The sequence below is a fragment of the Amycolatopsis sp. NPDC054798 genome, assembly GCF_053611505.1.
On sequence record NZ_JBSHAM010000009.1, the window covers coordinates 29,716 to 42,783 of the forward strand.

A 13,068-nucleotide genomic window follows, 5' to 3' on the forward strand; every position below is an offset into this window, starting at 1 on the left:
GGGGGATGCCCGGCCCTCCCCGGCCGGGCGTGGCGCTCAAGGTAGGGACGGGGCACCCCCGCTCACATCGGGGTTTACACCCAGTCGCGCCTCGCTCAGCCGTTAGGGGGTCGATATGAGATCGTTAGGGAGTTAGGGGATCGGACACGCGGAACCCGGTTGGGTTAAATCCCACCCCACTCTTGCCCGTCTGACCCGAACGGGTGAGGATGCGTATCCGTTCAGTAAGTTGCGCCCCTTGGCCGAACCCTGACTGCGACGAAGGGAGGAAGCGGCGGTGCCCTACGTGCTCGGCATCGACCTCGGCACTGTCCGGACCCACGCCGCGCTCCGTCTCGGGCAAGGCGACCGGTGGGACGATCCTGAGCCGTTGTGGCTGGGCGAGACCTCGCCGGCGACCGCGACCGCACTCTTCCTCGACGACGAGGGTTACCTGCTCACCGGCGACGCGGCCACCCAAGCCGGTGTCGCCGAACCGTCCCGGCTGGTCACCGGTTTTCACCGCCGCATCGGCGACGACGTGCCGGTCTTCATCGGCAGCGAACCCTTCACCCCGGAATCCCTGACGACAGTCTTCATCGAAGGCATCGCCGACGTCGCGGCCAGTCAGACCGGCGGACCACCACGCCAGCTCGTTGTCACCCACCCCGGCGACTGGGGCGGCTACCGACGCGAACTGCTGCGCCAGGCACTGGCGGAATCCGGTTTCACCGCGGTCACCCTCGTTCCTAGCGCAGTCGCCGCTCTCTACGCCCATCTCCCGGAGCCCGGTGCGGGAGACCGGACAGCCGCAGTATGCGAGTTCGGCCCGGACGGTGTCGCCGTCACTTTGGCGACCGCTTCCGGAGCCAGCGGCTGGATCGCCCGCAACAGCACCGAAGGCGTCGCCCCGGGTTCCGCGGTCAGCACCGCGTTCGGGCTCGCGCAGGCGGCCAACGTCGCCCCCGAGTCGCTGGCCGGCATCGTGTTCTGCGGCGACCCCGGGCCAGGCGCCCTGCCCGGACGTCTGCCCTGCCCGTTTTTCACCGGCCCGCAACCCGCGCACACGGCCGCCGTCGGTGCCGGGATTCTCGCCAGTCAGCGGACGAGGCCTCTCGCGCGACGGGAAGCCCCCGCCCCCGAAACCACCTTGCTGCCGAGAGTCGACCGCGAACCCGAACTTCCGGAGAGACCCGAGCGGCCGCCGGTGGAAATCACTCCATTCACGCTGCCGGAGCCCGAGGGCGCTGCCAAACTGTTGCGTCGATGGCGACCACTCGCCGCCGCGGCGGCAGTGCTGGCGATCAGCTCCTCGATCCTGATCGCGGTCCTCACGTCACACGAAGCGACCGCGGACAAGGAACCTGTTTCTCCCCGTCCCCCTGTCCTGAGCTCGTGCGCCCACCCAGCCACAGCTCCCTCCGGTGAAGGTCACTGTTGAACGCACTGCTGGCGAAAACCGGCAACGACGCCGTCCACCCCGCAGCCCGCCGCCTCCTCGAAGAACTCGCCGACAGCCCCGCAGCCCCGGTCCGGCTCGTCGTCGTAGCACCAGGCGGCTACGGCAAGACTGCATTGCTGGGCGCCCTCGACCGCAGCTACCGCGAAGCGGGAGTCGAGGCCACCGTCATCGACGACGCCGACCAGCTCGACGACGAAGACCTGACCAGGCTCACCATGCTCGCTGCCGCCAAAGAGGGACCGCTCGTGGTGGCACACCGCCCGCACCCTCGCGCGCAAGCATTGCGGACCCTCGGCGAAACACTGCTGCTGCCGCCGCTGACTGTCGAAGAAGTCGGCAAGCTCGCGAAACAACTCACCGGCCGCACTGCGGACGCCTCCGCTCTGCACGCCAGCACCGGCGGTGTTCCCCGTCTCGTGGAACGTGTCGTCACCGCCCGCCTCGCCGACTTCCGCGCCGAGCTAGCCGCACTCGACGACGACGTTCTCCGCTACCTCATCGCTGCCGAGGCCGGCGCGGCCCGCAACCTCGACTTGCTCTGCTCCTTGCTGGAGCGCACACCAGACGAACTGCCCGAAGTCGTCGACGGTGCCCGCGCTACCGGTCTCCTCGACGCTGAAGACGTTCTTCTTCCTGCCGCCGCCGAAGCAGTGCGCGCTTACGGGCCGCCCGCCCGCCGTCTGGCGGTGTTGCAACAACTCGTGGAAGCACAGCTGACCCGCGGTCTGCCCGTACTTGACCTCGCGACCTCTCTGCTCGATGCCGGCAGCTCCGGTGCCTCCGCAGCAACCGCATTCGCAACCGCAGCAAGCGAAGCACTCCCCACCGATCCGAAACACGCCGCTCGCCTCTTCGAAGCCGCGGCCGAAGCCGGGGCTCGCGACGCCGCAACCATTACTGGCTGGGCCCGCGCCGCCGCACTGTCCGGCGACCTGGACACCGCCCTCCGCCTAGGCGACGGCATGCTGTCCGGCGAAGACCCCGAAGCTCGAGCCGCTGGCGCCGAGATCGCCGCGACAGTCCTGGCCCACCGCGGCGAACTGGCCCGAACCGCAGAGCTGTACCGCTGGGCCGCAGCCACGGACAGCTGGTCCCGCCAGCACGCAGTCACTCCGGCGCCCGACGCCGGTGGACATGGTTCCACTACAGCAGGCAACGAAAGTCTCGCCGCCGCTGCAACGAGCCGCCAAGCCGCGATCCACCCCACGCCAGCCAGCTCGACAAGCTCTCAGGCTTCCCCGAACGCTGCCGGATCCCCCAGCGATCCTGCTACTGCGTACGTCTCCAACGGCAATCCCTCGTTCCCAACGTCGCCCCAACCAAATGGCGAAAGCTATCGCTGGGTAGGCCCGGGCGCGGTGGATGCGTTCGCCACGATCGCCCTCGTCGGAACCGGCCAGACCACCGACGGTCAAGTTGTCGCCACGGTCCCGATGCCGGGAGCCGCTCCAACGTTGTTCACCGGTGCCGCAGCGCGAACAGCGAACGGAATCGTGGAATCGGTCGTCGGTTGCGGAACAGAAGCGTTGCCGACGCTGGTAGGCGCCGCAGCAATGCTCGAACCAGCGGTCGGCGGCGCACCGCTTCCGGACAGTCCAGCCGCGCTCGCCGCACTTGCCGGGCTGCACGCTGGTGAACTGGCGCTCGCAGAATCGGTGCTGGAACGAGCACTGGCCAGCAGCGTCGGCGGCGACCTGCTCGCCACCCGGCACCGACTGCTGCTCGGCTGGGTCGCGATGACCGGCGGCCACCTCGCCGCCGCGACTGAGCATCGGGATGCCGTCGCTGGCACCAAACTCGAAGCCCGCGACGAGCTGTTCTTCGCGACACTAGAACTCGGCCTAGCGCGGCGGGCCAGCGATCTGGTCGGGCTGCAGCAGTCGTGGGAGCGGGCATATCAGGCGTCCATGCGCCAGCAAGTGGACTTGTTCACGCTGTTGCCGCTGGGCGAACTGGCAATCGCCGCCGCCCGGACCGGTGCGCACGCCAAGTTGTCCCGTCGGCTAGAGCGCGCCCACGCCATGCTCGACCGTCTCGGTAACCCTCCTTTGTGGACGGTCTCACTGTGCTGGCACGAACTGCACGCCGCGATCACCACGGAAGACCGCGCCACTGCCGAACGGCAACTGGCAGCACTCAACCGCTTCGCGGACTGCGGCCGTTATCCGGCCGCGCTCGCCCGCGCCGCTGGCTGCTGGCTCGCCGTGCTCAGCGGCACGTTCTATCCGGGCGAAATCTCCGCAGCAGCCGCGGAACTTCACGAACTGGACTTGTGCTGGGACGCTGCCCGGCTGGCTGGCCAAGCCGCGATCCGCACCTCGGACCGCAAGGCGATGGTCCAGCTCCTCGAGGCGGCTCGCCAGTTCCAAGGCACGACTGGACGTCTTGAGTCCGCCACACCGGCACCAGGCGCGACGACCGGTTTGAGCGCACTGAGCGAACGCGAACTGGAGGTCGCCCGCTTGGTTGTCGACGGCCTGACTTACAAACAAGCTGGCAGCAAGCTCTTCATCTCCGGCAAGACTGTCGAACACCACATGGCCCGCATCCGCGGCAAGCTCGGTGCCGCAGACCGCCGTGAACTGCTCGCGACGCTGCGCGAACTGCTCGCCAAACCGACCGTGCACTGAGTCGTGAACGACCTCAGTCCCGGCTGGGGCCAAAACGCTCGGTCCGGATCGACTGCGGCGAGTGTCCCAGCGCGAGCATGATGTCCGCGGCTGTTTCGACGAACCCGGTCGGCCCGCAAATGTACGTGGTGGCACCGAACTCAGCGGGCCACGCAGCGGTGTTCAACGTGCCGACGTCGATGCGCCGCGGAATGCCGGATCGCCCTTCTGGTAACTCTCGCGTGTAAACGTAGGTGATGTCCAAGCCCGCGTACGGCCGGCGAAGCTCCTCGGCGTAGTACAGCTCCGCCGGGGTACGCAGCGAATAGACAAGCCGGAACAAAACTTTGCTGCCAGCTTCGCGACGAGCCCGGATCATCGACATCAGCGGAACGATGCCTGCACCACCGGCGACGAGCAACACTGGGGCCGAATCGGTGGGACGCCATACGAACCAGCCGCCGATCGGGCCGCGGATCTCGACCGGGTCGCCGATCGCGTAAGGGCCAGTGAGGTGTTCGGACACTTCGCCGTCGGCTACCCGTTGCACGGTCAGTTCGATTCGGTCGCCGTTCGTCGGCGCGGCGAGCGAGTAGCTGCGTTGTGCGGTGTAGCCGTCAGCTGCAGTGAGGCGAACGTCGACGTGCTGCCCCGTGAGATGGCCCGGCCACCCTGGGATGTCGAAGACTAGCGTGCGCGCGGTCGGAGTTTCCTGCCGGATCTCCGCGAGCCGGGCGACGCGCCACGCTAGTCGCCCTGATACCGCTGTTCCCGCCATGGATCTCCGTAGTCGTGGTAGCCGGCCGTTTCCCAGAATCCCGGATCGTCCTTCGTGGAGAGCCGCAGTTCGCGCACCCACTTAGCGGACTTCCAGAGGTAGAGGTGCGGCACCAGCAGCCGGGCGGGGCCGCCGTGTTCCGGGGTGAGTGGTTTGCCGCCGTACTCGTAGGCGATCCACGCCTGCCCGCCGAGGAGGTCCGCGAGCGTAAGATTTGTGGTGTAGCCGCCATAGGAGTGCGCCATAACGTAATCAGCGGCTGTATCGAGATCTCCGACGAGTGCTTCTACGGGCACGCCGCGCCAACGAGTGTCCAGTTTGGACCATTGAGTGACGCAGTGGATGTCGACTGTGATCTTCTCGCTCGGCAAAGCCATCAGCTCCGGCCACGACCACGAGCGACGTTCGCCGCTCTCGGTCACCACCGCGAACTCCCATCGCTCGGTGCTCACCCGAGGGGTGGGCCCGGCCGAGAGGACCGGGAAATCCTCGGCGAGGTACTGCCCTGGCGGCAGCCGCGGGTCGGCACCACGGGCGCGTCCCGTGAAGCCAGGTGTGACGACTCCCATCGCGCTCCCTTCGGACGTATCCGACAGCTCAGGCTCTGGACGCGAGACTACCCGCGCACGTGCAACCCGAGCGACGTGACGAGTACCGCCGCCTGCTCCGGGGACACGATCGCGCCGGTCAGCGACGCACGAGTCAGATCGAGCGACGACAGGTCGCTTCCCCGCAGCTCAGCGCGCGTCACGTCGATGTCCTGCAGCTCCGCCCCGGACAGATCCACGTCGCTGAACACGGCTCCCGAGCACTTCGCCTTGGTGAGGTCCGCTTCCCGCATCCGGACCCCTTGGAACGTGACTCCACGCAGGTCGGCGCCGTTCAAGCCGACGAAAGACCAATCTCCGCCGGTCACGCGCAACGGTCGCAGGCCGCAGTCCTGGAATCGGCTGCCGACCAGCTTGCACCCGGTGAATTCGGCGTCGAAGAGGTTGCACCCCTTGAACACGCATCCGGTGAACGCCGAGTCTGTGTGCCAGGAAGCGTTGAACTGGACGTTTCCGAACACACAGTCCAGGAAGGTGACACCGCGCGTGACCGCCTCGGTGAGGTCGACCTGGTGGAACTCACAGCGCACGTATTGCCGCGCTGTGAACTCCTCCGCGTACCAGTCTTCCCGCCGGTAGACGCGGTCTTCGACCGTCTCGATGACCGGCGGCTCCTGGTCGTGTTCAGGCATTCGCCAAGCCTAGTTCGCTCCCCCGCCGACCGGGCACCGGAGCGACGTCAAGCGCCGCACGGGCTACGGGACTCTACCTGGAGGTGGCCAGGGTCACCGGGGACCGCCGCACGTGCCGCGCCGCCTGTTGCTCGTCGACTTGCGTGGTCGTCCTCTTCCGCTCCGTTACGCGGCTCATGCCATAGCGAGGAGCGGTCTCCTCAGGACAGCCATACGATGGCCGGATGAGCGATGGCCGATGGTTCGATGCCTGGGTGCCCTGGCCCGAACTATCGGGCTTGGCCGCCGCGGGCCGGGCACTGCTGCCCGCAGTGCCCGCGACCCCGGCCGCGCTCGCCCGGACCGTCACCGAGCAACTGGTGGGCCGTCGCCTTACGACAACGGTGCAAGGCCACGAAGTTGGCCTGACCCTCACTGAACTCGATTACCCGGCCGACTCATTGCGTCTGGCCACCGGTCGGGTGGGAGACGTCCGCATTGTCGCCGAAGATGTCGACTGGCCCGTTCCGAACAGTTCGGCGGCCCCCGCTCAGCACGACGCTGACAGCCCTGCCGACACTGCTGGTTCGTCTCGAAACGGAGCGGCCGCAACAGCGTCGAACGCGCGTGGCGAAACGAAGGACCCGACCACCTTGGGCCCATCCGACATGCCTGCGGAGAAGGGCACGCGACCTCCCGCCGACAAGATGAGCGAGACTGACCGTCCGCCGGACACGGCCGGTCTTGCGGCCGGCCGCATCGAGCAGTCCTCCGGCGGCCGAACTGACGCACCCCCGCTCGGTCCACAAGAGAACAAGGCATCGTCGGATTCTTTTCAGCCGCAACGTGATCGACGAAGCGCGGAAGCCGCACCAGGTGTCGCAGCCCGGCGACCGACCTCGACACCTGACGCAGCAAGCGCGGAACCGCACGAAGCTGAACGGCCGACTTCTCGACGCGACTCCGGACGGCCCTCGACCGGGCGCGAAGCCGGCTCTGCAACCCGGCCATCCGCCGAGACGCCTCCACAGCCAGACGTCGACCGCATTCCGCTGCGGCGCGTAACCGTGCTCGCCAAGGACGTACGGCTTCGAGGATTGCCTTCACCAGCGGTGCTTCCCGGATCTGTCGAACTCGAGATAGAAGTGAGCGGGACAGTGGTGCGGGATCGGGTCGCCGCGGCACGTCCGGACATGATCGCGACTCCGCACGCGGAGGGGTTCCGGGTGCGCTGGCGGAAGCATCCTCACTGGGGACATTTGACCCTCGTCGCGGACATCGAAGACGAAGCAATAGTGCTGACCCCGACCGCATTGCGCCTCGGACGGTGGACGAGACGTCCGCCGAAGCGGATCCGGCCGATCGCGCTTCCCCTCCCGGATCTGCCGAAAGGGATGCGCCTGACCGGAATCCGGCCGGGCGAAGACGAGCTCGCGCTGACGATCGCAGCCGACGAATGGCCCGGACGGCTCGCCCGGATTCCGTTGCCGGACATGCTGACCTGGCTGACGACAGCGGCAATGACACTGACACTTCCCGGATTCGGATCACGGTCCCTCCCCTGAACCGGCGGCGGCGCCCACCGGACCCCTTGTGGGCCCGAGCAATGGACGCGGTGCCGCCGTGATCCAGAGTGCTCGAACAATCGTTCGAAATCATCACTCGTTCGGGGATAGATCGAAAACCGTTGGCGCACAAGGAAAACTCGAAAACAGCCCAAAATCCTGTCGGTGCGGTCGGCTAACCTCGGAATCGAGCCGTCAGTTCGCTCCGAGGGGATACCGCCGATGACAGCCACCGCAGAACTTGCCCGAAGACCTCGGCCCCATGCCGGGTCTCCGCAGGCAAACGCACGTTCAGAGCGACGCTTGTTCCTCCACCGGGAGGCAGACTTCGAACCGGGTGTCGCCCGGCTTGGACGTCACCTTGATGTCGCCCGAGTGCCGTTCCACTACGATCCGCCACGAGATGTCCAGCCCGAGACCGGTCCCTTCGCCCACACCCTTGGTGGTGAAGAACGGCTCGAAGATGCGCTGGCGCACCTCTTCCGGGATTCCCGGCCCGGTATCGCCGATCTCGACGCGCACCTGCTTGCCGACCTGCCAGGTGCGCAAGGTCAGCGTTCCCTCGCCGCCCATGGCGCCGACGGCGTTGTCGATGATATTGGTCCACACCTGGTTCAGTTCCGCAGCGTAGGCAGGGACCCGGTCGATCGAGCAGTCGTATTCCTTGACCACACGGATTCCCTCGCCGAGCTTGCCCGACATCATCACCAGCGTGGAGTTGAGTCCTTCGTGGACGTCGATGAACTGGTGCGGGGCGCGATCCATTTGCGAGTACTGCTTCGCCGCGCCCACGAGCGTGGAAACCCGGCTGGTCGAGTCTTCGATCTCGCCCATCAGCATCTCGGTTTCGAGTGCGTACGCGAGCCAGCGGATCGCGCCGTCGAGCAGGCCTTCGCCCACCGACTCGAGTACGTGGTCGAGGTTCGTCGGGGTGAGCCCGGCAGCGACGAAAATGCTGGCGAGATCCCAGCCCTGGTCGATGCCGTGGTCGTCCAGCCAATCGCCGATCTCGTCCTCGCGATCGGCCTGTTGCATCGCGGAGAGCTTGGGCGCGTCGCCGACCTGCTTCACCAAGCGTTCCTGCACGTCGAGCAGCAACTCGAGCAGGTTCGGGTCGATGTCTTTCTTCGCCAGGATCGCCAGCTTGTGCCGCATGCCGGCAACTCGCTCCCGCAACGCGGCGGTGGCCCGCACCGCGGCCGCGGCCGGATTGTTGAGTTCGTGCATGAGCCCGGCGGACAGCTCGCCAAGGGCGACGAGCCTGCGGCGCGACGACACCAGCGCGTCGGTGTTGCGCCAGCCGAGATACATCCCTTCCAGCAGGTGCGCGGCCATCGGGAACCACTGCCGGAATTCGACGGCGAACTCCGCGGCGGGAAGCGTGAGGAAGGTCAGGTCGCTAACGGCGTAGATCGTCGCGCCGTAGGTGGCTTCGCTGTCCTGATAGGCGAGGAATTGCGTTGCGCCGCAATAGGAACCGCGCTGATCGGACCGCTTCATCTCGACCTCGGCACCGGCCACCACGCGGGTCATCCGCAGCGCACCGTTGAGCAGGACGTAGAAGCAGGTGGCCGGGTCGCCCTCGCGGATCACCACGGAGTCAGCCTTGAACTCCTCGCGCACCGCGTTCTGCTCGATCCAATCGAGCTGCGCGTCAGAGAGATGTTCGAACAAGAACAGACCGCGCAATTCCTCGCGCGACAAGGCGGGCTGAGTCACTGTTCCTCCAAGTAACGGTGGACCAGGGTCACGGCCATGGCGCCCTCGCCGACGGCGGACGCTACGCGTTTCACCGACTGCGAGCGCACGTCTCCGGCCACGAACACGCCGGGCACTGACGACTCCAGGTAATGCGGATCGCGGTCAAGGGTCCATCCCGGCGGCCTGCGCCCGTCCTCTACGAGGTCCGGGCCGGTCCGGACGAATCCGTGGGCGTCCCGGAGGACGCTCTTCCCCAGCCACTCCGTACGCGGAGCGGCTCCGATGAAGATGAAGAGGTGTTCCGTGTCGAGTTTCTCGGTCACGCCGTCTTTGCAGACCGTGATGGACTCGAGGTGATCGTCCCCATGAGCCTTCACCACCGTCGTATGCGTACGGACGTGGATGTTCTCGATCGCGGCGATCTGCTCGATGAGGTAGTGCGACATCGACGATTCCAGCGACGCGCCGCGCACCAGCAGCGTCACGTCAGTGGCGTGCTGAGCGAAGAACACCGCCGCCTGACCCGCGGAGTTCGCGCCGCCGACGATGTACACGTGGTCGTTCGAGCACTCAGGTGCTTCCGTCGCGGCGGAGCCGTAGTAGACGCCGCGGCCGGTCAGCTCCTCGATTCCCTCGGCTTCCAGCGCTCGGTAATTGACGCCGCTGGAAAGGATCACCGAGTGCGCCGCGATCTCGGATCCGTCGCCGAAGATCACGACCCGGCTGGACCCACGCGCTTCCAGACCCACGACGTCGCGTGCCGTAAGCACCTCGGCGCCAAACTTCTGCGCCTGGCGACGGGCTCTGTCCGTGAGCTGCGCGCCGGACACTCCGTCCGGGAAGCCCAGGTAGTTCTCGATCCGCGAACTGGTTCCGGCTTGCCCGCCAGTGGCCTTGCGCTCGACCAGCACGGTCCGCAGCCCCTCGGAAGCGCCGTACACCGCGGCACCCAGTCCGGCCGGGCCGCCACCGATCACCACCAGGTCGTAAAACTCCTGCGCGGGCTGGGTAGAAAGGCCCACCGCATCGGCGATCTCGCTTCCCGATGGCTGTTTCAGGACCGTGCCGCCCGGCGTCACGACGACCGGGATGTCGGTCTCACACGCGTCCGCGGCTTGGAGAATGCGGCCGGCTTCTTCGTCGTCGACCGAGTACCACCGGTACGGGACAGCGTTGCGAGCGAGGAAGTCACGCACCCGGAACGAAGGTGCGGAGTACCGGTGTCCGATCAGCTTCGTTTCTTCCACCGGACGATCGCCGACCGCGAGCCACGTCTCGACGAGCGAGTCGATGACCGGGTACAGCTTCTCCTCGGGCGGGTCCCATGGCTTGAGCAAGTAGTGGTCGACGTCGACCACGTTGATCGCCTGGATCGCGGCGTCGGTGTCGGCGTAGGCCGTGAGCAGCGCGCGCCGGGCGTTGGGGAAGAGATCCATCGCCTTCTCGAGGAAGACGATGCCGTCCATGTGCGGCATGCGGTAGTCGGCGAGGATCGCCGCGACGGCGTCGCCGCGCAGTTTGATCTCGCGAAGTGCGTCGAGGGCGTCGGCACCCGAATCGGCGCGGATGACGCGATAGTCCTTGCCGTAGCGGCGACGCAGGTCACGCGCCACCGACCGCGAAACGGCAGGGTCGTCGTCGACGGTCATCAGGATCGGCTGGCTCACACGGCACAGCCTACGGTGTTCCACCAGCCGCCGTGGCAAGCAACAGAACCAGGGACCGGGGCCCGTCGCGGCCGCCACCGCGGCGGGCACCGGTTGTCCAGGTGGCGGCTACGGGTAGCGCACCAAGTTCACCGGTTTCGTGCCCTCCGGGGTCGTCGCGCCGACGTCGTTGATCACGTGGGTGATCGTTCCCTGATGGTTGAGCGAAACCGTCACCATGTCGTGGAACCGCACGTCCGGCCCGACCGGGGCGGCGAAGGCGTGCGAGCAGGCCACCGAGGGGTTCGTGTTGAAGAAGCAGTAGCTGCCCAGACCCCAGGCTTCGTGGCTGGCCACGTCCGAGGCGACCTGGTAGGCGGGGTAGCCCGTCGTCTCGCCGTTCATCCAGCTGGCCTGGTCGGGGACGTCGTAGGGCATCTCGTTCTGGAAGAAGTAGGTGCGCCCGCCGTTCCCGTTCCAGACCACCTGCGTCTTCTGGAAGTGCTCGACGAACAACCCGTAGACGGTCACGTCGTTGCCGTTCACTACCAGGCCGGTGTCGGCGGTGTTGGCGCTCCAGCCGACCTGACTGTCGTCGGCTCCGTGGTCCGCCCGCCAGAGCCAAAGGTGGTCGCCGATCACGTCGTTGCTGTTGACGACGAGGCTGGTGCGTGCTTTGCCCGCGACGGCCCCGCCGACGCGGAAGAACACGTCGTGCAGCGACGTCGGGTTCGCCGAGTGGTCGGCATCCGCCTCTGGAGCACCGACTTGCATGAGCACGGGCGACGAGGTCGTTCCGGCGTCGATCAGCAGGCCGGCGATCTTCACCCCGTCCACGTCGTCGACATTGATCGCGGTGATCCCGCCGTCCGGCACCAAGGTCGCGATGCCAAGGCCGAGGACGACAGTGTCCGGACGGGACACGTGGAGCGACTGCTCAAGCTGGTACACGCCCGGGGTGATCAGGAGGTTCTTGCCCGCCGTCAGCGCCGCGTTCATCTCGGCCGCGGTAGCGCCGGGCTTCGCGACGAAGAACTGGTCGATCGGCAGCGAAACGCCTGGCGCGCTGTCGTGTTCCCAGGTGACTCCAGATGTCTGGGTTCGGAGCGCGGGCACGAAGACCCGGTAATGCCCGGCCTCGTCGATCTGGAGGCACGGCTTTTCGCGCACGAGCGGGGTCTGGTCGATCGTTGTGTAGGGTGGGTCGGGGAAAGTTCCGGCAGGCGCACCGTCCACTCCGACGAACACCATGTTCCAAGTGGACCCGTACCAGCTGCCGAACTGCGAATCGCGCGAGATCCATTGCTGCTGCGACCCGGAACGGACCTGGCCGTCGATCTTCGTGTCCGAGATCCAGCCGCCGCTCGACCAGCCGCCGCCGTCGTCGAGGCGGAGATCGCCGCGGACGTGCATCCGCCGGTACGGGCTCGCTTGCGAAACGGCCCACTGATCCGCGCCCCCGGCCGGGTTCACCGACAGGTTCTCCGCGCCGCGCCAGAAGTTCTGGGTCGCGTTGTTCGGGGGGAACCAGTCCGCCTCTACGTGCACCGCGCCGTTGATCGTCACCGCGTCGGGAGTGCTGCCCAGTCCGAGGATTTGGGTGTAGAAGCCGACGTTCACGTCGTTGGAGTACGTGCCCGGCTTGAACAGCACCGCATAGCGCTCGCTGCCGAACTGGTTCTTCTCCTGCTCCGCGAAGATCGCGTCCAGCTTGCGCTGGATGCGCGCGCTCGGCATCGACGGATCGAAAATGACGACGTTCGGCCCCAGGTCCACTTGTCCCGGCGGCGGAGAAGTAGTGCCACCCACGGAGATCAGTGTGAACGACTGGCCGGTGGCGGCCTGACGGCCGTGCTGCTGCGGCTTCGCGCGGTCGGCAGACAGCCCGGGCGAGCACGGTTCACCTTCTCGGCCGGCATCAAGATCGACAACCGCATCAGCCGGATGCGCTGGCCATTGCGGGTCAAGCTCGGCGGACGGGTGTCGCGGCGGGGCCGCGGCGCAGTGCGCTTCCGAGACTTCTTTGTGTTTCGGGAGAGGAGGCCAGGAGGGGCGGGTGGCCGTCTCCGCATCGCCCTCGTGGGTGAGTTGAAAGTGCCAATCGTGCGC

Annotated in this window: 9 protein-coding genes; 3 read left to right on the plus strand and 6 right to left on the minus strand. The window is 67.1% G+C overall.

The genetic code is table 11. The features are described from left to right. Positions 1 to 277: 277 nt before the first annotated feature. Positions 278 to 1,420, plus strand: a complete 1,143-nt coding sequence (locus tag ACWGIC_RS08120; protein ID WP_452075179.1) for a molecular chaperone DnaK — start codon at positions 278 to 280, stop codon at positions 1,418 to 1,420. Beyond that, a complete protein-coding gene (locus ACWGIC_RS08125) occupies positions 1,417 to 4,071 on the plus strand; it encodes a LuxR C-terminal-related transcriptional regulator (protein WP_452075180.1) in 2,655 nt (884 codons plus the stop codon). The genes ACWGIC_RS08120 and ACWGIC_RS08125 overlap by 4 nt, the downstream gene beginning before the upstream one ends. Positions 4,072 to 4,084: 13 nt before the next feature. On the opposite strand, the gene ACWGIC_RS08130 is transcribed toward ACWGIC_RS08125, so the two are convergent. The 3 genes from ACWGIC_RS08130 to ACWGIC_RS08140 are packed head-to-tail and all read right to left on the minus strand — an operon-like array spanning position 4,085 to position 6,068. Next, positions 4,085 to 4,828 (minus strand): ferredoxin reductase, encoded by a 744-nt coding sequence (locus ACWGIC_RS08130; protein ID WP_452075181.1) that lies wholly within the window; start codon positions 4,826 to 4,828, stop codon positions 4,085 to 4,087. Next, entirely contained in the window at positions 4,798 to 5,397 is a 600-nt protein-coding gene (locus tag ACWGIC_RS08135) for a sulfite oxidase-like oxidoreductase (protein ID WP_452075182.1), read from the minus strand. Before ACWGIC_RS08135 ends, ACWGIC_RS08130 begins: the two co-directional genes overlap by 31 nt. Positions 5,398 to 5,444: 47 nt before the next feature. Further along, on the minus strand, positions 5,445 to 6,068 hold the full coding sequence (locus ACWGIC_RS08140; protein WP_452075183.1) for a pentapeptide repeat-containing protein: 624 nt from the start codon (positions 6,066 to 6,068) through the stop codon (positions 5,445 to 5,447). 224 nt (positions 6,069 to 6,292) lie between these two features. Here ACWGIC_RS08140 and ACWGIC_RS08145 point away from each other — a divergent pair, with 224 nt between their 5' ends. Then, the gene (locus ACWGIC_RS08145) at positions 6,293 to 7,612 is read left to right on the plus strand and encodes a hypothetical protein (protein ID WP_452075184.1); all 1,320 of its coding nucleotides are present in this window, start codon (positions 6,293 to 6,295) and stop codon (positions 7,610 to 7,612) included. A gap of 291 nt (positions 7,613 to 7,903) precedes the next feature. Here ACWGIC_RS08145 and ACWGIC_RS08150 read toward each other — a convergent pair whose 3' ends face one another. From ACWGIC_RS08150 to ACWGIC_RS08160, 3 genes are all read right to left on the minus strand, one after another. Continuing rightward, positions 7,904 to 9,331, minus strand: coding sequence for an ATP-binding protein (locus ACWGIC_RS08150; RefSeq protein ID WP_452075185.1), 1,428 nt, complete (start codon positions 9,329 to 9,331; stop codon positions 7,904 to 7,906). Then, positions 9,328 to 10,980: an FAD-dependent oxidoreductase gene (locus ACWGIC_RS08155; protein ID WP_452075186.1), complete on the minus strand. Its 1,653-nt coding sequence runs from the start codon at positions 10,978 to 10,980 to the stop codon at positions 9,328 to 9,330. Before ACWGIC_RS08155 ends, ACWGIC_RS08150 begins: the two co-directional genes overlap by 4 nt. Before the next feature lie 108 nt (positions 10,981 to 11,088). After that, positions 11,089 to 12,696, minus strand: coding sequence for a coagulation factor 5/8 type domain-containing protein (locus tag ACWGIC_RS08160; protein ID WP_452075297.1), 1,608 nt, complete (start codon positions 12,694 to 12,696; stop codon positions 11,089 to 11,091). Positions 12,697 to 13,068 lie beyond the last annotated feature (372 nt).